At 61.8% G+C, this 21,700-nt stretch carries 20 protein-coding genes; 15 read left to right on the top strand and 5 right to left on the bottom strand.

Features of this window, described 5'->3' with window-relative positions:
* Positions 1 to 88: 88 nt before the first annotated feature.
* The gene (locus tag ACYAS9_RS04400; protein ID WP_463567103.1) at positions 89 to 1,420 is read left to right on the top strand and encodes an MFS transporter; all 1,332 of its coding nucleotides are present in this window, start codon (positions 89 to 91) and stop codon (positions 1,418 to 1,420) included.
* Between the two features lie 13 nt (positions 1,421 to 1,433).
* Positions 1,434 to 2,789, top strand: coding sequence for an amidase (locus ACYAS9_RS04395; protein WP_463567102.1), 1,356 nt, complete (start codon positions 1,434 to 1,436; stop codon positions 2,787 to 2,789).
* Positions 2,790 to 2,811: 22 nt separating this feature from the next.
* Here the strand turns inward: ACYAS9_RS04395 and ACYAS9_RS04390 are convergent, their stop codons facing one another.
* Together ACYAS9_RS04390 and ACYAS9_RS04385 are read right to left on the bottom strand one after the other, a co-directional pair.
* Complete coding sequence (locus ACYAS9_RS04390) at positions 2,812 to 3,624, bottom strand: NAD-dependent epimerase/dehydratase family protein (protein ID WP_463567101.1); 813 nt, start codon at positions 3,622 to 3,624, stop codon at positions 2,812 to 2,814.
* 65 nt (positions 3,625 to 3,689) lie between these two features.
* Positions 3,690 to 4,415 (bottom strand): oligogalacturonate-specific porin KdgM family protein, encoded by a 726-nt coding sequence (locus tag ACYAS9_RS04385; RefSeq protein WP_463567100.1) that lies wholly within the window; start codon positions 4,413 to 4,415, stop codon positions 3,690 to 3,692.
* Positions 4,416 to 4,766: 351 nt separating this feature from the next.
* Between ACYAS9_RS04385 and ACYAS9_RS04380 the strand changes: the two genes are divergently transcribed.
* The 9 genes from ACYAS9_RS04380 (at position 4,767) to ACYAS9_RS04340 (ending at position 15,530) form a co-directional block, all read left to right on the top strand.
* Positions 4,767 to 5,921, top strand: a complete 1,155-nt coding sequence (locus ACYAS9_RS04380; protein WP_463567099.1) for a mandelate racemase family protein — start codon at positions 4,767 to 4,769, stop codon at positions 5,919 to 5,921.
* Positions 5,922 to 5,990: 69 nt separating this feature from the next.
* Positions 5,991 to 7,601 carry an ABC transporter substrate-binding protein gene (locus ACYAS9_RS04375; protein WP_463567098.1) on the top strand — a complete coding sequence of 537 codons (1,611 nt, stop codon included), beginning with the start codon at positions 5,991 to 5,993 and terminating at the stop codon, positions 7,599 to 7,601.
* 65 nt (positions 7,602 to 7,666) lie between these two features.
* The gene (locus ACYAS9_RS04370) at positions 7,667 to 8,704 is read left to right on the top strand and encodes an ABC transporter permease (RefSeq protein WP_463567097.1); all 1,038 of its coding nucleotides are present in this window, start codon (positions 7,667 to 7,669) and stop codon (positions 8,702 to 8,704) included.
* A 53-nt stretch (positions 8,705 to 8,757) separates the two neighbouring features.
* The gene (locus tag ACYAS9_RS04365; RefSeq protein WP_463567096.1) at positions 8,758 to 10,368 is read left to right on the top strand and encodes an ABC transporter substrate-binding protein; all 1,611 of its coding nucleotides are present in this window, start codon (positions 8,758 to 8,760) and stop codon (positions 10,366 to 10,368) included.
* 62 nt (positions 10,369 to 10,430) lie between these two features.
* Positions 10,431 to 11,345: an ABC transporter permease gene (locus ACYAS9_RS04360; RefSeq protein ID WP_463567095.1), complete on the top strand. Its 915-nt coding sequence runs from the start codon at positions 10,431 to 10,433 to the stop codon at positions 11,343 to 11,345.
* 11 nt (positions 11,346 to 11,356) lie between these two features.
* A complete protein-coding gene (locus ACYAS9_RS04355) occupies positions 11,357 to 12,196 on the top strand; it encodes an ABC transporter ATP-binding protein (RefSeq protein ID WP_463567094.1) in 840 nt (279 codons plus the stop codon).
* 10 nt (positions 12,197 to 12,206) lie between these two features.
* Positions 12,207 to 12,980 (top strand): ABC transporter ATP-binding protein, encoded by a 774-nt coding sequence (locus tag ACYAS9_RS04350; protein WP_463567093.1) that lies wholly within the window; start codon positions 12,207 to 12,209, stop codon positions 12,978 to 12,980.
* Positions 12,981 to 13,290: 310 nt separating this feature from the next.
* Positions 13,291 to 13,659 carry a 5-carboxymethyl-2-hydroxymuconate Delta-isomerase gene (locus ACYAS9_RS04345; RefSeq protein WP_463567092.1) on the top strand — a complete coding sequence of 123 codons (369 nt, stop codon included), beginning with the start codon at positions 13,291 to 13,293 and terminating at the stop codon, positions 13,657 to 13,659.
* A 56-nt stretch (positions 13,660 to 13,715) separates the two neighbouring features.
* Positions 13,716 to 15,530, top strand: a complete 1,815-nt coding sequence (locus ACYAS9_RS04340) for a glycosyl hydrolase family 28 protein (protein WP_463567091.1) — start codon at positions 13,716 to 13,718, stop codon at positions 15,528 to 15,530.
* Between the two features lie 16 nt (positions 15,531 to 15,546).
* On the opposite strand, the gene ACYAS9_RS04335 is transcribed toward ACYAS9_RS04340, so the two are convergent.
* A complete protein-coding gene (locus tag ACYAS9_RS04335; protein ID WP_463567090.1) occupies positions 15,547 to 16,290 on the bottom strand; it encodes a FadR/GntR family transcriptional regulator in 744 nt (247 codons plus the stop codon).
* 94 nt (positions 16,291 to 16,384) lie between these two features.
* Here ACYAS9_RS04335 and ACYAS9_RS04330 point away from each other — a divergent pair, with 94 nt between their 5' ends.
* Positions 16,385 to 17,107: a FadR/GntR family transcriptional regulator gene (locus tag ACYAS9_RS04330; RefSeq protein ID WP_463567089.1), complete on the top strand. Its 723-nt coding sequence runs from the start codon at positions 16,385 to 16,387 to the stop codon at positions 17,105 to 17,107.
* On the opposite strand, the gene ACYAS9_RS04325 is transcribed toward ACYAS9_RS04330, so the two are convergent.
* A complete protein-coding gene (locus ACYAS9_RS04325; protein ID WP_463567088.1) occupies positions 17,091 to 18,191 on the bottom strand; it encodes a M50 family metallopeptidase in 1,101 nt (366 codons plus the stop codon). The two genes, ACYAS9_RS04330 and ACYAS9_RS04325, sit on opposite strands and share 17 nt — an antisense overlap.
* Positions 18,192 to 18,268: 77 nt before the next feature.
* Positions 18,269 to 18,766: an Lrp/AsnC family transcriptional regulator gene (locus ACYAS9_RS04320; protein WP_463567087.1), complete on the bottom strand. Its 498-nt coding sequence runs from the start codon at positions 18,764 to 18,766 to the stop codon at positions 18,269 to 18,271.
* A gap of 137 nt (positions 18,767 to 18,903) precedes the next feature.
* Between ACYAS9_RS04320 and kynB the strand changes: the two genes are divergently transcribed.
* The 3 genes from kynB to kynA are packed head-to-tail and all read left to right on the top strand — an operon-like array spanning position 18,904 to position 21,673.
* Positions 18,904 to 19,545 carry an arylformamidase gene (kynB, locus tag ACYAS9_RS04315; RefSeq protein ID WP_463567086.1) on the top strand — a complete coding sequence of 214 codons (642 nt, stop codon included), beginning with the start codon at positions 18,904 to 18,906 and terminating at the stop codon, positions 19,543 to 19,545.
* A 6-nt stretch (positions 19,546 to 19,551) separates the two neighbouring features.
* Positions 19,552 to 20,808, top strand: coding sequence for a kynureninase (kynU, locus tag ACYAS9_RS04310; protein WP_463567085.1), 1,257 nt, complete (start codon positions 19,552 to 19,554; stop codon positions 20,806 to 20,808).
* A gap of 10 nt (positions 20,809 to 20,818) precedes the next feature.
* The gene (kynA, locus tag ACYAS9_RS04305; protein WP_463567084.1) at positions 20,819 to 21,673 is read left to right on the top strand and encodes a tryptophan 2,3-dioxygenase; all 855 of its coding nucleotides are present in this window, start codon (positions 20,819 to 20,821) and stop codon (positions 21,671 to 21,673) included.
* Positions 21,674 to 21,700 lie beyond the last annotated feature (27 nt).

Below are 21,700 nucleotides of genomic sequence, written 5' to 3'. Positions count from 1 at the left end.
ACAACCCAAACGTTTGGGTAAAAAAATAAAAATACGCCGGACGCGGCCGATTTTTTGACTTCTGCCATCATTTGAAGAGTCAGATCCTATGAACAGTCCCGCTATCCCGCGTTTCCGCTACCAGATTTTCTTCCTGATCATGCTGATGGCATTGCTCAACTACATTGACCGCGGCGCGATTTCCTACGCCTCGGCGAGCATTCTTCCCGAGTACGGCTTCGACAAGGCTGACTGGGGCAATGTGTTGGGGTTCTTCGGTTACGGCTACATTCTCGGCGCGCTGATCGGCGGCATTCTGGCCGACCGTTTCGGTGCCAAGCGCATCTGGCTGATCGCCGGTGCGGCCTGGTCGATCTTCGAGATCGCCACTGCGTTTGCAGGTGATCTTGGGCTTGCGTTCATGGGCGGCTCGGCCATGGCGGGGTTCGCCACCATTCGTGTCTTGTTCGGCTTTGCCGAAGGTCCGGCTTATTCGGTGATCAACAAGAGCGTCGCCAACTGGGCCACGCCCAAAGAGCGGGGTTTCGTGGTGTCGGTCGGTCTGTTGAGCACACCGCTCGGCGCGCTGCTGACGGCGCCGGTGGCGGTCGGTCTGCAAACCCTGACCGGCGACTGGCGCAGCATGTTCGTGGTGCTTGGCGTGGTCAGCCTGGCGCTGCTGATTTTCTTCATGACACGCTTCACCAACACCCCGGATGAAAACCCGCGCATGTCGAAGGCCGAGCGTGAGTTCCTGCGTCAGGAGCGTGCCGCGTCAGCTCACGCCTCGCCACCTGATGCCCGCGTTACACCGGTGTGGCATTTCTTCAAGAACAAGGACCTGCTGCTCAACGCTGTCGGTTACTTCTCGTTCGTGTACGTGACCTTTCTGCTGCTGACCTGGACCCCCAAATACCTACAGGACGAGTTTCACTACAACCTGTCGTCGCTGTGGTACATGGGCATGATCCCGTGGACTGGCGCCTGCTTCACCGTGTTGTTGGGCGGCAAGATCTCCGACCTGCTGCTGCGCCGTACCGGCAACCTGAAAGTGGCGCGTAGCTGGCTGGCCGCGACCTGCCTGCTGTTGACCACGCTGTGTTTCATCCTGGTCTCGCAGGCCGAGACAGTGTGGGGCGTGATTGCGCTGATGACCGTGGCCAATGCGCTCAATGCGCTGCCGAACTCGGTGTACTGGGCGGTGGTGATCGACACCGCGCCGTCGAACCGGGTCGGCGCCTACAGCGGCATGACGCACTTCATTGCCAACACCGCCTCGTTTATCGCGCCGATGCTGACCGGCTACCTGACCGTACGCTACGGCTACTCGTCGATGTTCGTGGCCGCGGCGGTCGCCACGGCGCTGGGCATGAGCGCGATGCTGATGGTGCGTCCCGGTGCGCGCAACGTTGCGCCTTCCCCTTTGCCTGCAACGGTTTGATGGAGTTGTTTGTATGAATTTTGTGAAGCCTGCTCACGCTGGTTATTTTTTCGGTCAGTCGGTCGTCGAGCTGGCCCGGCGCCTGCGCGCGGGCAGCCTGACCAGTGTCGAACTGACGCAGGCGGCTCTTGATAGTATCGAACGCCTGAATCCGCTGTTGAACGCCTTCGTTTGCGTCGATGCGCCCGTGGCGCTGGCGCAGGCGCGCCAGGCCGATGAGCTGTTCGAGCGCGGTCAGGACAGGGGGGCGTTGCAAGGTATTCCGGTGGCGGTCAAAGACAACATCGATACGTTCGACTATGTCACCACCTACGGCTCGGCGCATTTTGCGGGTTTCAGGCCCGAGCACGATGCCGAATGCGTGAAGCGGTTGCGTGAGGCGGGCGCGGTTATCGTCGGCAAGACCCTGACGCATGAATTTGCCTACGGGCCAACGGGCGACCGCTCACTGCAGGGCGCCGCGCGCAATCCTTGGGATGCCCGTTGCATCACTGGCGGTTCCAGCGCCGGCAGTGCGGCGGCGGTGGCCAGCGGCATGGTGCCGCTGGCGCTGGGCACCGACACCGGCGGGTCGATCCGTATTCCGGCGGCATTGTGCGGCGCGGTCGGCTTCAAGCCGTCGTTTGCCAGCGTGCCGCTTGCGGGCGTGTTCCCGCTGGCGTCGAGCCTGGATCACGTCGGCCCGATCGCCAGCCAGGTCGAGGATGCTCGCCTGTTGTTCGAGGTCATCGCCGGGCGGGCGTGCGCGCCGTTGGTCGACAGCCGACCGCTGCGGGTTGGCTGGATCACTTCCGGTAGCTTCGGCCCGGTCGACGTAGAGGTGGAGCGCGAGGTGTACCAGGCGGCGCAACAGCTGTTTGGCGAGGGGCTGCAAGCGGTCGACGACCTGCAACGGCTGTCGGCCGAAATGAAAGACACCTTGCTGATGCTGCAACGTGCCGAAGCCTACGATGTACACGCCGAGCGCATGCAGCATGCACCGCAGATGTTCGAGCAAGAGGTGCGCGAGCGCCTCGTGTTGTCGCGTGAGGTCAGGGGCTGGCAATACATTCGTGCCCAGGCCAGTCAGGTGCGACTCAAGGCTTTGATGGCGCAACTGTTCGAGCGCTTTGACGTGCTGGTTTCGCCCAGCGTGCCAATCACCGCGACAGCGGTGGATGCGCGCGAGGTGCGGGTTGGCGAGCAGGACATCGATGTGCGCGCTGCCGTGCTCAGTCATACCAGCGCCTGGAACCTCACCGGCCTGCCTGCGATCAGCCTGCCGGTGGGGCAGGTGAGGGGCATGCCGGTGGGGCTGCAGGTGATTGGGGCGGCGGGAAAAGATGATCACTTGTTACAGGTGATGGCGCAGCGATTCTCAAGGCAATAGCGGCCTGGCGGCCTGCAAGGCCTCAGTCGCCGAAAGGACCCGCCGCCGTGAAGGCGCCACCTTGCAGGCCGGCGGTGCGGTCGTCGGTGGTCGAGGCCGGCTGCGCTTCCAGCTTGCTGCGAAACTGCTCCGAGCTGTCCTGCGGGTTGAAGCCCAAGTGCGCCGCGTAGCGGTTGTTCCACCACAAATCGCGGTTGTTCGAAACGCCATACACCACGGTGTGGCCAACGTTTTCGGCGAGCAGGGCGCGTTCTACCAGGTGCGCAAGGTCCTGGTAGCTCAGCCAGGTGCTGAGCATGCGCAGGTTGCGGGGTTCAGGAAATGAAGAGCCAATGCGCAGGCTGACGGTTTCGATGCCGTAGCGGTGGAAATAGAACGTCGCCAGGTCTTCGCCGTACGACTTGGACAATGCGTAGTAGCAGTCCGGGCGGCGCAGCGAGTGCGCATCGAGCTGCTCGGTCTGTGGATAGAAGCCGGTGACATGATTGGAGCTGGCGAAAATCACCCGCTTGATCCCGTGTTTGCGCGCCGCTTCATAAATATGAAAGGTGCCGCGGATATTGGCCTCAAGAATCTCTTCAAAGGCGCGCTCCGTAGAAATCCCGCCCAGGTGCACGATGGCGTCCACGTCGCTTGCGAGTGCAAGCACGCCGGCCTTGTCGGCCAGGTTGCAGCTGATGACTTCTTCGTGATCGCCGGCAGGCGGCGCCATCGGACTGATGTCGGATGCGCGCACGACATTGGCATGGGCTTGCAGCGTTTCGCGCAGGATCTGCCCGAGTCCACCGGCGGCGCCGGTCAACAGCAGGCGATTGAAGGGTTTTTTCGTGGTCATGGCGGGTGCCTTTGCTTGATGAAAGCACAGCCGGGCAGCACTTGAGGCTGCCCGGTAGCGGGGTATTACAAGAAGTTGTACTGGATGCCCAGGCGCCAGCGGGCCTGACGGTCATCGGTGGTGGAGCTGACTTTGATGTCGCCCACTTCCATGAACGGCTGCCACTGCTTGTTGATCCTGTAGCGCACGATCAGGTTCTGTTCGTAGTCGCTCTTCTTGTTGTCGTAGCGGATGTAGTCGGTATCGAAATAGATGTACTGATACTCGAAGCCCCACGGGCCTTTGGGTGTGTAACCCAGCCAGCCTTCCAGACGGGTGGTGTTCTGGTTGTCCTTGGCGCGGTCATCCTTGCTGCGATCGATCTGGTCGCGGTCGAGGCTTTTGGCGTCGTAGCGCACGCGGGTGGCGACGTACCACTCATCAGTGATCTTGTAGTTGTACTTCATGCCGAATTTGTAGGTGGTGAAATCCTTGCCGCTGTCCATCTGGAACGCCGGCTGCAGCGACGAATTGGCACTCAACTTGTAGTTGTAGTCCGCGGTGAATTCATGGCCGTTGTTAACCATGTTGTCGTAAGCGACGTCTTCGCGGTCGCCGGCCGTCCTGTATTTGATTTCGGCGGCAAGCCCCAGGCCATTGTCCATCCGGTAGCTGAGCTTGATCCGGTCGGAGTGGATGCTGTCGTCTTCGGTGAAGCCGTGGCGGTAGTTGATACTGGCTGAGTCTGCACAAGCGTAGAAGGAAAGGCCTAGTGCGCTGACAGCAATCAGGTTGCGGAGTGTAGTGTTCATGCGATCTTCTTTTTTTGTTGTTGTTGAGGTCGGTATGAGGCGTGTGCGGCTATCGGGTGTGTAGAGGGGTAGGCGGGCTCCGTGGTGAATTTCCAAATAAGTTATCGTACGACTTTTCAGTTGTCTACGATTTATTGAAATGTTGTCATATCACTTGTATTGATGGCTCTATATCAGTGTTTTCAGGGGGTGTTAGTGATTTGATCGGTGGGTTGATGAGAGGGATAAGCGTAGAAAACTCCCTCTTTAAAAGTTTTGCGGGGGGTGCTTTTCAAACGTTGTATGATGACGTAGGATCGCTCTCACGGCACGACACACCGGCCATAAATCCAAGAAAAAGGCTCAACGTCCATGATCATTACTGCTGTTAACGTCCAGGTGTTTTCCTACCCAACCCGCCGCGCTGTCGACAGCGCCGGCCATGCCCACCCGGGCGATGTGACCCAGGCCAAGATGGCCTTGCTGCGGATCAAGACCGAATGCGGCAACGAAGGTTATGCACTGGGTGCCCCGGAACTCATCCGCCCTTATGTGCTGGATAACTTCGTACGCAAAGTGCTGGTGGGTGCCAATGCATTCGACCGTGAAAAAATCTGGCACGACCTGGCGCACTGGCAGCGTGGCAGCGCCAGCCAGCTGACCGACCGCGCCCTGGCGCTGGTTGAACAGGCACTGTGGGACTGGGCCGGGCGCAAGCTGAACCTGCCCGTACACAAGCTGATCGGTGGTTATCGCGACAAGGTTCCGGCCTACGGTTCGACCATGTGCGGTGACGAGCTGGAAGGCGGTCTGTCGACCCCTGAAGAATACGGCCGCTTCGCCGAGACCCTGGTCAAGCGCGGCTACAAGGCAATCAAACTGCACACCTGGATGCCGCCGGTCTCGTTCGCGCCAAGCGTGAGCATGGACATCAAGGCCTGCGCCGCCGTCCGTGAAGCCGTCGGTCCCGACATCGCGCTGATGATCGACGGTTATCACTGGTACAGCCGCACCGAAGCACTGACCATCGGCCGCGCCTTGGAAAAACTCGACTTCGCCTGGTTCGAAGAACCCATGATGGAAGACTCCGCCGAGTCCTATGCCTGGCTGGCGGGGCAACTGGATATCCCGATCCTGGGCCCTGAAAGCCTGGGCGGCAAACACCTCAGCCGTGCCAGCTGGGTGAAGAACGATGTCTGCGACATCCTGCGTGCCGGTGTCGCCGGTGTCGGCGGTATCGCCCCGTGCCTTAAAGTGGCGCACATGGCCGAGTCGTTCGGCATGGATTGCGAGATCCACGGCAACGGTGCGGCGAACCTCGCCGTGGTCGGCGCCATCAAGAACTGCACCTGGTACGAGCGCGGCCTGCTGCACCCGTTCCTGGACTATGACGAAGTGCCGGCGTACCTCACGCGCCTGGTCGACCCGATGGACAAGGACGGCTTCGTACACCTGTCCGACCTGCCGGGCCTGGGCGAAGACATCGATTTCAACTTCGTGGAAACCAACACGCTACAAAGCTACTGATTCGTGCATGGCGGCACGCGCCATCGCGTGCCGCCCGAGAGTCCAATAACTATAAAAAGGCTATCTCACATGACCGTTCTCCCCAAATTCTGGGCGGGGGTTTTTGCCGCATCGCTGGCGATGACCTCAGTCCCTGCTGCATTCGCCAAGACACCTGCCGATCAGCTGATCGTCGGCATGAGCATGATCAACCTGCTGTCGCTGGACCCGGCTGCCGCCACCGGCCTGGATGTGTCCGAAGTCAACGCCAACCTGTACGACATGCTGCTGGTACAGGACGTCAAGCAACCTGACATCCTGCAACCGGCCCTGGCCCAGAGCTGGACCATCAGCGACGACCGCAAGACCCTGACTTTCAACCTGCGCAAGGACGTCAAGTTTCAGTCCGGCAACCTGCTGACCGCCGAAGACGTCGCCTGGTCCTTGCAGCGGGTGCTCAAGCTCAACCTCGCCCTGGCCTCGACCTGGAAAGCCTACGGCTTCACCGCCGGCAACGTGGCCCAGTACATGCGCGCCACCGACGACTACACCTTCGTCGTCGAACTGCCTCGCCCGACCGACCCGATGCTGGTGCTCAACACCCTGGCCACCTCGCCAAGCGCGTTCATTCTCGACCGCAAGGTCGTGCAAAAGAACCAGAAGGGCGATGACATGGGCGGCGCCTGGCTGACCACCCATGCCGCCGGCAGCGGCCCGTTCATTCTCAATGACTGGCGCGCCAACGACGTGATCCTGATGACCCGTTTCGACGGTTACTGGGGCGGCCCTGCCAAGCTCAAGCGCATCGTCATGCGCAACATGACCGAGTCGCAATCGCTGCGCCTGATGGTCGAGCGCGGCGACCTGGACCTGGCCAAGGGCATGTCCGCACCCGACATCGCCGCGCTGGAGAAATCCGACAAGGTGCGTGCCGAGACCGTGCAGCGCGGCACCCTTTATTACGTGGCCCTGAGCGTCAAGAACAAGCCGTATGACGATGCCCGCGTACGCAAGGCCGTCCGTTCGCTGATCGACTATCAAGGCATCAACCAGACGGTAATGCCGCACTACGGCCTGATCAACCAGCGCCCGCTGCCGCTGGGCCTGCCGGCGCGCCTGGATGATCCGGGCTACACCCTGAACGTGGCCGAGGCGAAAAAGCTGCTGGCCGAAGCCGGTTACCCCGACGGCTTCAAGACCACCATCCGCGTGCTCACCGAGCCACCGTTCATCAACATTGCCTCCAGCCTGCAATCGACCCTGGCCCAGGCCGGCATTCAGGCGACCATCATCACCGGCACCGGCAACCAGATCTACGGCGCCATGCGTGAGCGCAGCTTCGACATCATGGTCGGGCGCGGCGGTGGCGGTGCCGAGCGGCATCCGCATTCAAGCCTGCGCACGCTGGTGTACAACCCGGACAACCGCGACGAAGCCAAGCTGAGCAACTTCCAGGGCTGGCGCACCTCGTTCTACAGCCCGGAGTTGAACAGCCTGATCGAAAAGGCTGAAGTCGAGCCCGACAAGGCCCAGCAACTGGCGCAGTACCAGCAGGTTCAGAAGCTTCTGGACGAACAAGTGGGCGCAATCATGCCGGTGTCGCAGATGACGGACACCGTGGTGCTGTATCACGACGTTCAGAACTATCAGGGCCACACCGCGGCCACCACCCGCTATAAAGACGTCTACAAGTCGCGTTGAGTGGCAGAGGGGCGTGCGCGCCCCTTACACCTCGGTGATTGGTAAAGCTATCTCAGGAGCCTGTTATGTTTCTTTCGACTGCCTCTGTTCTGGGCGCCCGCGTGTCCGGAACTGCCCGCCGGGCAAGCACCGTTCTGGTGACCTTGCTGGGTCTGCTGGCGCTGACGTTCTTCATTGGTCGGGTCATGCCGCTGGACCCGGTGCTGGCCGTGGTCGGCCCGGACGCCGACAGCTCCACCTATGACCAGGTGTACCGCTCGATGGGGCTGGACCGACCGATCTGGACCCAGTTCGGGATGTACCTCAGCGATTTGCTGCACGGTGATTTCGGCAACGCGCTGCTCACCGGTCACCCGGTACTGGATGACATCCGCCGGGTGTTCCCGGCGACCATCGAACTGGCCACCCTGGCCATTCTGTTCGGTATCGTCATCGGCTTGCCGCTGGGCGTGATCGCCGCCAGCAACCAGGGACGCATCGGCGACCATGTGGCGCGGGTGATCACCCTGTTCGGCTATTCCACACCGATTTTCTGGGTCGGCATGATGGGCCTGCTGATCTTCTACGCCTGGCTTGGCTGGGCGGGCGGAGCAGGGCGTATCGACCTGGCCTACGACGGCATGGTGCCCGACGTCACCGGCCTGTTGCTGATCGACACCGCCCTTGCCCGCGACTGGGATGCCTTTTCCAGTGCGCTGCGCCACATCGTCCTGCCGGGCTTGATTCTGGGCCTGAACTCGGTGGCCTACATCAGCCGCATGACCCGCAGCTTCATGCTTGAACAGCTGTCGCAGGAATACATCATCACTGCCAGGGTCAAAGGCCTGTCGCGGCGCCAGGTGGTCTGGAACCATGCGTTTCGCAACATCCTCGTGCAACTGCTCACCGTCGTCGCCCTGGCCTACGGCTCGCTGCTCGAAGGTGCAGTGTTGATCGAGACCGTGTTTGCCTGGCCCGGTTTTGGCCAGTACCTGACCAGCAGCCTGATGCTGGGTGACATGAACGCGGTGATGGGATGCGTACTGGTGATCGGCCTGATCTTTGTCGCCCTCAACCTGATCAGCGATGCCTTGTACAAAGTGTTCGACCCAAGGACCCGCTAGCCCAGGAGGGCTGCGCGAACACCACGAATAACTATAAAAAGAAGGACGTTCACATGAAGACTGTATTTCCGACCCTGCGCATGAGCCTGCTAGGGGTGATCCTGGCGCTGGGCCCGATAGCCGCGGCGCAGGCCAAGACCCCGGCCGACCAGTTGATCGTCGGCATGAGCATGGTCAACCTGTTCTCCATCGACCCTGCCAACGCACCGGGCCTGGATGCCTCAGGCGTCAACGCCAACCTGTATGACACGCTGATCAAGCGCGACAACGGCAGCCCCGACAAGCACCTGCCACAGCTGGCCGAGCGCTGGACCGTGAGTGACGACGGCAAGCAGATCACCTTTCACCTGCGCACCGACGTCAAGTTCCACTCCGGCAATGCGCTGACCGCCGAAGACGTGGCCTGGTCGCTGTACCGGGTCATGAAGCTCAACTTCGGCCTGGCCACGACCTGGAAAGCCTACGGTTACAGCGCCGAGAATATTCAGAGGCTGATCCGTGCCACCGACACGCACACGCTGGTGGTCGACCTGCCTCAGCCCACCGATCCGCTGCTGATGATCGACTCGCTGGCGGTCTCGCCGAGCGCCGTGATCGTCGACCGCGTGCAAGCGTTGAAACACGAGAAAAACGGCGACCTGGGCGCCGCCTGGCTGGTCACCAACGAAGCCGGCAGTGGCCCGTTCACCCTGACCAAATGGAGCGCCAACGACTCACTGGTGCTGACCCGCTTCGACGGTTACTGGGGCGGCCCTGCAAAAATGAAGCGGGTGCTGGTGCGGCACATGACCGAGTCGCAATCGTTGCGCCTGATGCTGGAGCGCGGCGACCTCGACCTGGCCTACGGCATGGCCGCGCCCGACATCAAGGCCATCGAAAGCTCCGACAAGCTGCAGGTCCAGCCGCTGCAACGCGGCACCATGTACTACGTGGCCATGAGCATGAAGCAGCCGGAATTTGCCAACAAGAAAGTCCGTGAAGCGGTGCGCAACCTGATCGATTACAAAGGCCTGGACGAGCAGGTCATGCCGCACTACGGCACGCTCAACCAGCAACCGATGCAGCTCGGCCTGGCAGCGCGCCTGCCCGACCCTGGCTACAAAATGGACGTGGCCAAGGCCAAGGCGTTGCTGGCCGAAGCTGGCTACCCGCAAGGCTTCAGCACCACCATCCGCACCTTGTCCGAGCCGCCGTTCATTGATATTGCAGCGCGCATGCAGTCGACCCTGGCCGAAGGCGGGATCAAGGCGAGCATCGTCACCGGCACCGGTAACCAGGTCTACGGCGCCATGCGCGCCCGTAACTTCGAGATGATCGTGGCCCGTGGTGCCGAGCGTTATCCGCACCCGTACTTCAGCCTGCGCACCTTCGTCTACAACCCCGACAACAGCGACAACGCAGGCTTGCCCAACTTCCAGGGCTGGCGCGCGTCGTTCTTCAATCAGCAGATCAACGAGCTGATCGACCAGCTGGGCGTGGAGCGTGACGCCGGCAAACGCCTGAGCATGTACCACCAGGTGCAGAAGCTGTACGACCAGGACGTTGGCCCGATCATGATCGTCTCGCAAATGACCGACACCGCCGTCAGCGCGGTGGACGTCAAGGGTTTCACCGGCGATGACGCCGAAGCGACCCGCTACCTGGGCGTCTACAAACAACGCTGAACACCGCCCCGGGCGCCTGCGGGCGCTTTGGGTGGCCATGATTTCAAATCGAGAGCATGCCGATGATTGCCAACATGTCTTCTACCGAATCAGCCGTTAAGCCAAAGGCCGACACGCCCGCTTCCAGTATGGAAGCGCTGTACAAGAGCAGCCTGCGGGTGCTCAACCACCTGTTGCGCAACCCGATGACCCTCGCCGGATTGCTGGTGGCGTTGCTGCTGGTGGTGGTCGCGGCCTTCGCGCCGTGGATTGCCACCCACGACCCGGTGGTGCAAAACCTTGCCGGTGCCTTGCAGGCGCCAGGCTCCGCCCACTGGTTCGGCACTGACGAATACGGTCGCGACATCTTCAGCCGGCTGGTGTACGGCTCGCGCATCACCCTGTACATCATTGCCCTGGTGACCATCATCGTCGGCCCCATCGGGCTGTTCATCGGCACTGTTTCCGGTTACTTCGGCGGCATTGTCGACACGGTGTTCATGCGCATCACCGACATCTTCATTTCGTTCCCCAGCCTGGTCCTGGCCCTGGCCTTCATCGCCGCCCTCGGCCCTGGCCTTGAGCATGCGGTGGTCGCCATCGCGCTGACCTCCTGGCCACCGATCGCGCGTCTGGCACGGGCTGAAACCCTGTCGCTGCGCAAGGCCGACTTCGTCGTTGCGGTCGAGCTGCAAGGCGCGTCTTCGACCCGCATCATCCTCAAGCACATCGTGCCGATGTGCATGTCGTCGGTAATCATCCGCCTGACCATGAACATGGCCGGCATCATCCTCACCGCCGCTGCCCTGGGCTTTCTGGGCCTTGGCGCACAGGCGCCGCTGCCCGAGTGGGGCGCCATGATTTCCACCGGTCGTCGCTACATGCTCGAGTGCTGGTGGCTGGTGGCCGTGCCGGGTGGCGCGATCATGCTGGTCAGCCTGGCGTTCAACCTGTTGGGCGATGGCCTGCGGGACATCCTCGATCCGCGCAGCGAATAACTGGAGGCTTTATGTCGACGATCAAACTCAATGTCGATTCGCTCAATGTGCGTTTCGTCAACGGCAAGAAAGTAATGCACGCGGTCCGCGATGTGTCGTTCACCCTGGGCCGTGAGAAACTCGCCATCGTCGGTGAGTCCGGTTCGGGCAAGTCGACCGTCGGCCGCAGCCTGCTCAAGCTGCACCCCGGCAGCACGCAGATCACCGCCAAGGCCTTGCAGTTCGGCGATGTCGACCTGCTCAACGCCAGCGAAAAGGCCATGCAGAAGATTCGTGGCCAGCGCATCTCGATGATCATGCAAGACCCCAAGTACTCGCTCAATCCGGTGGTCAAGGTCGGCGACCAGATCGCCGAAGCGTACCTGGCGCACCACAAGGCCAGCCGTGCCGAAGCCCGCGACCGGGTGCTGCTGATGCTGGAGAAGGTCCACATCCGCGACCCCAAGCGCGTCTACGATTTGTACCCGCATGAAGTCAGCGGCGGCATGGGCCAGCGCATCATGATCGCCATGATGGTGATCACCAACCCTGAGGTGATCATCGCCGACGAGCCGACCTCGGCCCTCGATGTGTCGGTGCGCCAGCAGGTGCTCAACGTGCTTGAAGAGCTGGTGGTCGAGCAGCAGATGGGGCTGATCTTCGTCAGCCACGACCTCAACCTGGTGCGCAACTATTGCGACCGCGTGCTGGTGATGTACGCGGGCCGTGTGGTCGAGTCGCTGGCCGCCTGCGACCTGCAATACGCCGAACACCCGTATACCCGAGGCCTGCTGGCTGCCCTGCCCAGCATGGACAACCGCCGCCCGCGCTTGCCGGTGCTGCAACGCGACCCGCAATGGCTCACCGCCTGAGGTAACTGACATGTCCATGATCCAAGCACAATCGTTGAACCTGAGCTTCGGCGTAGGGCCTGCACTCAATCAGGTGTTGCACGACGTCAACCTCAGCGTCGAGGACGGCGAGTCGTTCGGCCTGGTCGGTGAGTCGGGCTCCGGCAAGACCACCGTGCTGCGCTGCCTGGCCGGCCAGTACCGGCACTGGAGCGGGGCGCTGAGCATTGCCGGCGTGCCGCTGCAGCACAAGATCCCCAAGGACCACTTTCGCAAGGTGCAGATGGTCTTCCAGGATCCCTATGGTTCGCTGCACCCGCGCCATACCATCGACACGGCATTGCGCGAGCCGCTGACCATCCACGGCATGGACGAGCGTGATGACCGCATCAACGACATCCTGCTCAAGGTCGGCCTCAACGACAGCTTCCGCTACCGCTACCCGCACCAGTTGTCGGGTGGCCAGCGCCAGCGCGTGGCGATTGCCCGTGCCCTGATTCTGGAACCGCGCGTACTGCTGCTCGATGAGCCGACTTCGGCCCTCGATGTGTCGGTGCAGGCCGAGATCCTCAACCTGCTGTCGGACCTGCGCCAGCGCGAGAAACTCACCTACCTGATGGTCACCCACGACCTGGGCGTGGTCAGCCACCTGTGCGACAAGGTCGCGGTGATGCAGCAGGGCCGCATCGTCGAGCGCCTCGACAGCCAGGCGTTGAGCCAGGACCTCGCCAGCCACGACTACACGCGCATGCTGGTACAAGCCAGCCGCGACTTCAGCGCCGAGTCACCGCGCGCTGCGGTCTGATTGCCGGCAGTTTCAGCAAACTGTTCTTGTCGACCTGACGGGTCGTGCTTTTCAAGTCTGCGGACCTGATCAGCACGCTGCCCGCAGGAGGACTGCGGGTGTCGCTTTCGCAACCCGTTCAAACGCACAGGAAGGCGTAATGAAGCTCCATCATCGACTCACGCTTATGGTGTCGTGTGCCGTACTGGGTCTGCTTGTGCGATCAGCAACATTGCCAGCCAGACCAGCGCTGGCGCAGCGCCCCGCATTTGCGTGAGTCGGTCGCGCGCTTTCGCTTGTAGTCTTGCCCCATCACTCAAGGAAAAACGCTATGCCGCATTGCATCATCGATTGTCCCGTCAGCCTGGCCCGGCAAGTGGGCGAGCACGTACTGCTGGCCACCGTACACGATGCCCTGGACGCCTTTGGCGTGTTCAAGCCGGGCGATATCAAGGTGCGTCTGAACACCTTTGCCCATTACCGCTGCGGTGACACGCAGGACGATTTCGTCCATGTCGCGCTGTACCTGTTCGCCGGCCGCAGCGCCGAGCAACAACGCAGCCTGGCCTCGGCCACCGTGGCGGCACTGGTGGCGTTGTTGCCAACGGTCGAGGCGCTATCCATGGATGTACGGGAAATGCCCAAGGCGACCTTCGTCAACCGCAGCCAGTACCTCGAAGAGGCCGGGTTGTCGGCCTGACCCCGCTGCGTCAACCCCACCGTTGCAACGATTCATACAATAACAAGGAAGACCCCATGCCCTCTGTACACCCTGCTGTAACGCTGCCCCGTTTCCCGCTGGCTAAATCGGCCTTTGCCGCGCTGCTCATGGGTTTCAGCCTGCCGCTGCTGGCGCTGGAAGCGCCGGTCAAGGTGCAGGTGCCCACGCTTGCCTACGACGATCAACAGATCATTCTGGTCTGGGAAAAACCGGCCGGCCACGCCGATATCCAGGATTACCGCGTGTACGCCAATGGCAAGCTGCTGGGCGCCAGCAATGCCAACAATGACCAGGTGTCGCCGGCCAAGCCCTATATCGACCGCTTCTACGAGCAGGACACGCGCAACTTCCATCACCGTATCTCCATTCACAGCTTCACCGCGCAAGGCCTGGCGCCTGACACCGAGTACCGCTTCACGGTGCGTTCGGTGGGCCGCGACGGCAAGGAGTCGGCTGACAGCGCCACCGTCGTGCAGCGAACCACGGCGGTGCCGGCGTTGTTCGATGTGAAAAAGCATGGCGCCAAGGGCGACGGCAGCACGCTGGACACCGCCGCGATCCAGGCCGCCATCGACGCCTGCACCGCCGGCTGCAAGGTGCTGTTGCCGGCGGGCACCTACAAGAGTGGCGCGCTGTACCTCAAGAGCAACATGACCCTGGAAATCGCCGAGGGCGCGACCCTGCTTGGCTCCGAGCGCGCCGAAGATTACCCGCGCGACGGTTATATCCAGTACCCGTATTCCACCACCGTGCGCCCGGCCTCGCTGATCAACGCCTTGCCGCGTGACCCGCGCAAGCACCAGGCGTTCGAGAACATCCGCATCGTCGGCAAGGGCACCATCGACGGCAACGGCTGGAAGCGCAAGGCCGATGTCGTCGACGAGCGTGGCCAGTCGCTGCCGTTCTATCTGCCCAGCGACAACACCCGCTATATGCAGGACGGCATTCTGGCCAAGGCCCAGGTCGAACGCGCAGTGGCCGAGGGCCTGAACGTCAAGGACGCCTACGGCCAGATGCGCTCGTCGCTGATCACCCTGCGCGACGTCAAGAACGTCTTCTACGGCGGCTTCACCGTGCTCAACCCGGCGTACCACGGCATCATGAACCTGGAAACCGAGAACGTGGTGATGGCCAACACCACGCACAAGACCTACGACGCCAACAACGGCGACGGCATCGAGTTCGCCAACAGTCGCGGCGCCATGGTGTTCAACAACTTCTTCGACACCGGCGACGACTGCGTCAACTTCGCAGCCGGCACCGGCGCCGATGCCGTCAAGCAAAAGCCCCAGGAAGATGCGTGGATCTTCAATAACTATTTCCGCAAGGGCCACGGCATGGTCGTTGCCGGCAGTCATACCGGGGCGTGGATTCAGAACATCGTGGCTGAAGACAATGTGTCCGACGGCACCGATGCCGGCCTGCGCATGAAGAGCACCAATTTCATGGGCGGCGGCGCGCGCAACATCACCTTCCGTGATTCGGCGATTCGCAACACCGTCAAGCAGGCTTTTATCTTCACCCTCGATTACCACGACCCCAACGCCAAGCTCGATTACCAGCGCTCGACCATTCCCGGCCAGTTCCGCGATGTACGGGTCAGCGACGTGACGGTGGAAAACGCCAACACCGCGATTGAGGTCAAGGGCGACAGCGAGCACGATGCCTACCATCAACAGTTGGTGTTCGAGCGCGTACGCTTCAGCGGCCCGGCCGTGGCGAAGATCAATGGCCTGAAGGATTCACGCTTCGACAACGTGCGCTTCAGCGAAACCGGTCAGGCGTCGCCATGGCAGGTCAGTAACAGCCAGGGCCTGACCTTTCGCAACGTAGAGCCAAAACCCGAGTGAAGCAGGCGAGCCTGTTTCACTCGCGGTAAAACGCTTGCACTTGTTGCGCCTCGCGCAGGCGCATGCGGCTATTGCTCAGATGCAAATACATGGCCGCACGCGCCGCATCCACCTGCCGGCTGGTAATGGCGTCGAAGATCTGTTGATGTTCCAGGTTGATCCCGGCCAGGTAGGTGCTGCGGTTGGTCTGGCCGATATAGGCCGAATTCATCCGGGTGCGCGGGATCAGCTTGGTCCCCAGGTGCTTCATGATGTCGATCAGGTACAGGTTGCCGGCAGCCTTGGCGATCTGCAGGTGAAACTGAAAGTCGGCATTGGTGGTACTGCCGGATTTTTCCGGACCCTGCAACAACGCCTTCAGGGCATGCTCGACCTCTGCAAGGGCTTGCGGGGTGGCGCGTTCGGCGGCCATGCCAGCGGCCTGCACTTCCAGGCTCAGGCGAAATTCCAGCAAATCCAGCACATCCGACAACTGCACAATCGTTGCAGGACCAATCGCAAAGCCCTCGGGCGCAGGCATGTCGAGCACAAAGGTGCCGACGCCGTGACGGGTCTCGACCAGACCTGCCGCCTGCAAGCGTGACAGGGCATCGCGCACTACCGTGCGGCTGACCCCTTCGGTCTGCATGATGTGTGCTTCGGTGGGCATTTTTTCGCCACGCTTGAGCGTGCCATCGCGCATGCGCTGCGCAAAGCGTTCAACCAGAGATTCCGCGAGACGGCGAGGTTTGTTCGGGGCGTGCGCTAATGAATCCGGCATTGTCAGGCTCTAGTAAGACCGATGGGCATTATAGTGCGATTCGGTACAACTCTGTGTTTAACTCCGACATCTTCTGGTTTGAATGGATCCCTGCATGCCGAGTTCTTCTCCTGAACGACGCCTGAGTCTGGCCCAGCAACTGGTGCTCGACTTGTCGCGTAAAATCCTTGCCGGCGAGCTGCCAGCGGGCAGTAAGTTACCGACCGAACAAGCGCTGACCCTTGAGCGCGGCGTCAGCCGCACCGTGGTACGTGAAGCCATGTCGCGCTTGCAGGCCGAGGGCCTGGTCGAGACCCGGCGTGGCATTGGCACCTTCGTGGTCGACGCCACCGGCTCTGGCGATTTCCAGGGCAGCCGCGATGAAGAGGGCGGTGCGCTGGACGTGGTGGCGCTCATCGAACTGCGCTTGAGCCTGGAGATCGAAGCGGCGGCCATTGCCGCGCAGCGCGCCACACCTCGCCAGTTACTGGCCCTGCGCGCCGCACTGGATGAGGCCAATGCGCTTGCGCCGGCCAGCGAAGAAAGCGCCCGTCTGGATTTTGAGTTTCACCTGCAGATTGCCCTGTGCACCGGCAACAGCTTCTTTATCGATGCCATGACCCACATGCGCAATACGCGCATGACCGCTGTACAGCAGGCAACCGCCGCCGTGACCGAGACAGAACGCACCTGGCATATTCGTGAACGCGAGCAGATCTACGCCGCCATTGCCCATGCAGACACCGAAGGCGCGCGCGCCGCGATGCGCCTGCACCTGACCAATTGCCTGCACCATGCGCGCATCGCTGTGGCTGCACAGGTCACATCAACGCCCTGATATGCACCGCCATCGCCGCTTCAAACGGCGCCAGCGCCCGCACTTGCGATTGCTCGGCGAGCCGCTGCGCTTCGCCCAAAAACCGCTCGGCCAGGCGTTTGTCGCCGTGCAGCGCAGCCCGCAGCGCATGGCAGCGCGGGGTCAGGATGGGCGCGTACCACTCGACATCGCGGTGGGGCTTGAGGGTGTCGAGGCTGTCGGCGTTTACCTGAGCCATGGCCTGGCAGAAACGCATTTCCTGTTCCAGAAGCGCAATGGTCGCCGCGCAGGGCTTGAGCGCAGCAGGGTTGGCGGCCAGCAACGCTTTCATCTCTTCATTCAGGCGCAAGGTACCCGGCCAGTCACCGGCGGTTTGCAAGGCGCTGAGCCTCAGCGACAGGGCAATCAACGGCATGGGCATCGGTTGCTGGTCCAGCTGCGCCAGATCGGCGGCCGGCAGTTGTTCGGCAGCAACACCTGCGGTGTATAAGGCCAGCAGGCGCGCGTGGGCAAATTCGGGTTTGCTTTCGTCCGGTTTGCGCCACCACGTCAGCAACTGAAACCCATCGCTGTGCACCCGGCTTTGGGTGGGGATCAGGTTACAGAGCCCCAGCGTCATGTTGATCGTGGCAAAGGCCAGCAGCAGGTTGGGAGACGGCCAAAGCAGCGCTCCCACACCCAATGAGACCACTCCCACCAGCAGGTTCAGCAACGGGCCCATCGCAACAAACAGCAATTGCGCCGGCCGCATCGGCTGGTGAGGGGTGTGCACCGCAAACACATAGCCGAGCAACGACAGGCCACTGAAACCGCGCCAGCCGCGCACCCGGCAACCGTACTTGTGCAATTGCAGCTCGATGCCAAAAACCTGCACATACAACACGGTCATCCCGGCCAGGCGAGCGCCCAGCCAGTGACCGGCCTCATGCACGCACGTGGCGAGCAGCAGCATGATGACGATCAACACCACGGTGGCCAGCAGCGGGCTTGCCCAGTCAAAGGATGAGCCCAGCAAAATGCCGGTAATGGCGCAGCCGGCGCCGTAGACCAGCACTTGCAGTGCCGTCATCAGCCCCTTGTACAGGCGTGTCGTCAGGGTCGTCATGAGCAACCTTAGGTCGGGGATTTGCGTTTGACAGACCCTACTACGGTTTCTCCGGGTAATCGATAACCCGTTATTGTTCAGCCCGTTGCCTTGCCGACCTGGCGGGTAGGCCGCACCAGGTCGAGCAGGTTGTCCCTGGATTTCAGGCTTTGCAGGATGATGTCGGAGCGAATGTCTGTTACCCCCGGCGTGGCATTCAGCTGATTGACGATAAAGTCGGTGTAATGAGTGAGGTTGCGGGTGCGCACCCGCAAAAGATAGTTGCTGGCCCCGGTCACGATCCAGGCATCGGCCACTTCCGGCCAGCGTTGCAGGGCTTCGACAAAGCGCTCGTGCCAGCCTTCGATATCCTGCCGCACATTGACGTTGACCATCGCATGCACCTCGATGCCCAGCTTGGCGGCGTCCAGGCGCACGCCGTAGCCGGCGATGATTCCTTCGTTTTCCAGATGGCGCAAACGACGCAAACACGCAGAAGGCGATAGCGAGATTTTCTCGGCCAGGTCCTGATTACTCATGCGCCCATCCTGATTCAGAAACGCCAGGATGCGCAGGTCAATACTGTCCAGTTTCATGGGTGCAGAATCCTTCGTTTTTTATGTTCTTGTTCGAATAATCTGCGGATTAAATCGCATCGGCTCGATGAATTGGCAAGATAATTCTGTTCCCTCGCAGATAAAATTCTGTTCAGGCTGCAGGGACGAAAACAACAATGAAACAGCAAAACCCCTGGTGGGACATCAGTCCGCCACTCAATACGCACACCCCGACCTGGCCCGGCGACACGCCGTTTCAGGAAGAGCGCGTCTGGGCATTCGGGCCGCAATGCCCGGTCAATGTCGGACGCATCACACTGTCTCCCCACACCGGCGCGCACGTCGATGCGCCGCTGCACTACAGCGCAGATGGCCTGCCGATCGGTGAGGTCTCGCTCGATATCTACATGGGGCCTTGCCGGGTCATTCACTGCCTGGGCAGTGGCGCACTGGTCGAGCCGGGCGATATCGAACACCAGCTCGATGACTTGCCCGCCCGCGTGCTGTTGCGCACTTATCAAACGGCGCCATTGACCCACTGGGACCCGGATTTCACCGCCGTCGCGCCCGCCACCATCGAGCTGCTGGCCAGCCGTGGCGTGCGCCTGATCGGTATCGACACCCCGTCGCTCGACCCTCAGGAATCCAAGACGCTGGACGCTCACCACACGGTCGAGCGCTTCGAAATGGCGATTCTGGAAGGCATCGTCCTCGATGCCGTGCCCGAAGGCGACTATGAGCTGATTGCCTTGCCCCTGCGCTTTTCTCATCTGGACGCCAGTCCGGTTCGCGCCGTATTGCGGCCCCTGAAAGGATAACCACCCATGTCGACAGAACAAGAACAACACTGGCGCGAGCTGGACCTCGCCGACCCGCTGGCTGCACTGCGCGATGAATTCGCCTTGCCCGAAGGCGTGATTTACCTGGACGGCAACTCGTTAGGCGCGCGCCCGAAAGCAGCGCTGGCCAGGGCCGCGCAGATGATCGAACAGGAATGGGGCGAAGGCCTGATCCGCAGCTGGAACACGGCGCAGTGGAGCACCTTGTCGACCCGCCTGGGTGACAAGCTGGCGACCCTGATCGGCGCCGACAGCGGCGAGGTGGCGATCACCGATACCACCACCGTCAACCTGTTCAAGATCCTCGCGGCCGGCCTGCGCATTCAGGCCGAACGCGCCCCGCAACGCAAAATCATTCTGTCCGAGCTGCACAACTTCCCGGCCGACCTGTATGTCATCGAAGGCCTGGCCGACCTGCTGCAGCAAGGCTACGAGCTGCGCCTGATCGACACGCCGCACGACCTGGCGTCGCTGCTGAACGACCAGGTGGCGCTGGTGCTGCTCACCCACGTCAACTACAAGAGCGGCCACATGTACGACATGACCGCGACCACCGAGCTGATCCATCAGCACGGCGCCCTGGCCTTGTGGGACCTGGCGCACTCGGCCGGTGCCGTGCCGGTGCAGCTCAAGGCCGCCAAGGCCGACTATGCGATCGGTTGCACCTACAAATACCTGAATGGCGGGCCCGGTTCGCCGGCCTTCGTCTGGGTGTCGCCAGCGCTGTGCGACAAGGTCTGGCAGCCGCTGTCGGGCTGGTGGGGGCATGCGCGACAGTTTGCGATGGAGCCTCATTACGAGCCGGCCTCGGGCATTGTCCGCTACTTGTGCGGCACCCAGCCGCTGGTGTCGCTGGGCATGGTCGAGTGCGGCCTGGATATCTTCGCCAAGACCAGCATGCAGGCCTTGCGCAGCAAATCGCTGGCGCTGACCGACCTGTTTATCCAGCGGGTTGAAGAGCGCTGCAAGGATCACCCGCTGACCCTGATCACTCCGCGTGAACATGCGCAGCGCGGCAGCCATGTCAGCTTCGAACACCCTGAAGGCTACGCCGTGGTGCAGGCGCTGATAGCCAGGGGCGTGATCGGTGATTACCGCGAGCCGCGCATCATGCGCTTCGGTTTTACCCCGCTGTACACCTCGTTTGCCGATGTCGGGCGGGCGGTGCAGGCGCTGGTCGAGGTGCTAGACACCGAGCAATGGCGCGATCCGCAATTCCAGACCCGTCATTCAGTGACCTGAGGAGCGCCCCATGAGCCAATGCCCTTACTCGCAGGCCAATGCCACTCAAGCCTGGCACGACGCCAGACTGGATTTCACCGACGCCATGTCGTATGGCGATTACCTGGACCTCAAGCGCATTCTCAGCGCCCAGCATCCGCTGTCGAGCGACCACAACGAATTGCTGTTCATCATCCAGCACCAGACCTCCGAGCTGTGGATGAAGCTGATGCTGCATGAACTGCGCGCCGCGCGTGAGCAGCTGAAACTCAACGACCTGCCACCGGCATTCAAGATGCTGGCGCGGGTGTCGCGGATCTTCGATCAACTGGTGCATGCCTGGACGGTGCTGGCGACCATGACGCCGAGCGAGTACGTGGCGTTTCGGCCCTCGCTCGGCGAGTCGTCGGGGTTTCAGTCATTCCAGTACCGCGAGATCGAATTCATCCTCGGTAACAAGAGCGTGCCGCTGTTGCAGCCGCATGCGCACCGTCCCGAGCTGATGACCGAGCTGCAAAAGACCCTTGAGGCGCCTTCTCTTTACGACGAAGCCATCGGCCTGCTGGCCAAGGCCGGGCTTGCAATCAGCCCCGAGCGCCTGGCGCGGGTTTCACATTCACGCACTCAGCACGATGAGTCGGTGGAGGCGGCGTGGAAAATCGTTTACCAGCAGCCGCATCAATACTGGGACCTGTACCAGTTGGCCGAGAAGTTCATCGACCTTGAAGACTCGTTCCGGCAATGGCGCTTCCGCCATGTCACCACCGTGGAACGCATCATCGGCTTCAAGAAAGGCTCCGGCGGCACCGAGGGCGTCGGTTACTTGCGCAAGATGCTCGACACCGAACTCTTTCCCGAACTCTGGAGCCTGCGCTCCACCTTGTGATGGCCTGTCGTGTTCATCTCGGCAGTT

This window comes from Pseudomonas sp. HP_08 (assembly GCF_055284095.1).
This window is presented reverse-complemented; position numbering and strand designations above follow the sequence as displayed.

Bases quoted from the DNA above. Each gene is read 5' to 3' on its own strand.
- ACYAS9_RS04400 (WP_463567103.1), top strand. From the start codon at position 89: ATGAACAGTCCCGCTATCCCGCGTTTCCGCTACCAGATTTTCTTCCTG.
- ACYAS9_RS04395 (WP_463567102.1), top strand. From the start codon at position 1,434: ATGAATTTTGTGAAGCCTGCTCACGCTGGTTATTTTTTCGGTCAGTCG.
- ACYAS9_RS04390 (WP_463567101.1), bottom strand. From the start codon at position 3,624: ATGACCACGAAAAAACCCTTCAATCGCCTGCTGTTGACCGGCGCCGCC.
- ACYAS9_RS04385 (WP_463567100.1), bottom strand. From the start codon at position 4,415: ATGAACACTACACTCCGCAACCTGATTGCTGTCAGCGCACTAGGCCTT.
- ACYAS9_RS04380 (WP_463567099.1), top strand. From the start codon at position 4,767: ATGATCATTACTGCTGTTAACGTCCAGGTGTTTTCCTACCCAACCCGC.
- ACYAS9_RS04375 (WP_463567098.1), top strand. From the start codon at position 5,991: ATGACCGTTCTCCCCAAATTCTGGGCGGGGGTTTTTGCCGCATCGCTG.
- ACYAS9_RS04370 (WP_463567097.1), top strand. From the start codon at position 7,667: ATGTTTCTTTCGACTGCCTCTGTTCTGGGCGCCCGCGTGTCCGGAACT.
- ACYAS9_RS04365 (WP_463567096.1), top strand. From the start codon at position 8,758: ATGAAGACTGTATTTCCGACCCTGCGCATGAGCCTGCTAGGGGTGATC.
- ACYAS9_RS04360 (WP_463567095.1), top strand. From the start codon at position 10,431: ATGATTGCCAACATGTCTTCTACCGAATCAGCCGTTAAGCCAAAGGCC.
- ACYAS9_RS04355 (WP_463567094.1), top strand. From the start codon at position 11,357: ATGTCGACGATCAAACTCAATGTCGATTCGCTCAATGTGCGTTTCGTC.
- ACYAS9_RS04350 (WP_463567093.1), top strand. From the start codon at position 12,207: ATGTCCATGATCCAAGCACAATCGTTGAACCTGAGCTTCGGCGTAGGG.
- ACYAS9_RS04345 (WP_463567092.1), top strand. From the start codon at position 13,291: ATGCCGCATTGCATCATCGATTGTCCCGTCAGCCTGGCCCGGCAAGTG.
- ACYAS9_RS04340 (WP_463567091.1), top strand. From the start codon at position 13,716: ATGCCCTCTGTACACCCTGCTGTAACGCTGCCCCGTTTCCCGCTGGCT.
- ACYAS9_RS04335 (WP_463567090.1), bottom strand. From the start codon at position 16,290: ATGCCGGATTCATTAGCGCACGCCCCGAACAAACCTCGCCGTCTCGCG.
- ACYAS9_RS04330 (WP_463567089.1), top strand. From the start codon at position 16,385: ATGCCGAGTTCTTCTCCTGAACGACGCCTGAGTCTGGCCCAGCAACTG.
- ACYAS9_RS04325 (WP_463567088.1), bottom strand. From the start codon at position 18,191: ATGACGACCCTGACGACACGCCTGTACAAGGGGCTGATGACGGCACTG.
- ACYAS9_RS04320 (WP_463567087.1), bottom strand. From the start codon at position 18,766: ATGAAACTGGACAGTATTGACCTGCGCATCCTGGCGTTTCTGAATCAG.
- kynB (WP_463567086.1), top strand. From the start codon at position 18,904: ATGAAACAGCAAAACCCCTGGTGGGACATCAGTCCGCCACTCAATACG.
- kynU (WP_463567085.1), top strand. From the start codon at position 19,552: ATGTCGACAGAACAAGAACAACACTGGCGCGAGCTGGACCTCGCCGAC.
- kynA (WP_463567084.1), top strand. From the start codon at position 20,819: ATGAGCCAATGCCCTTACTCGCAGGCCAATGCCACTCAAGCCTGGCAC.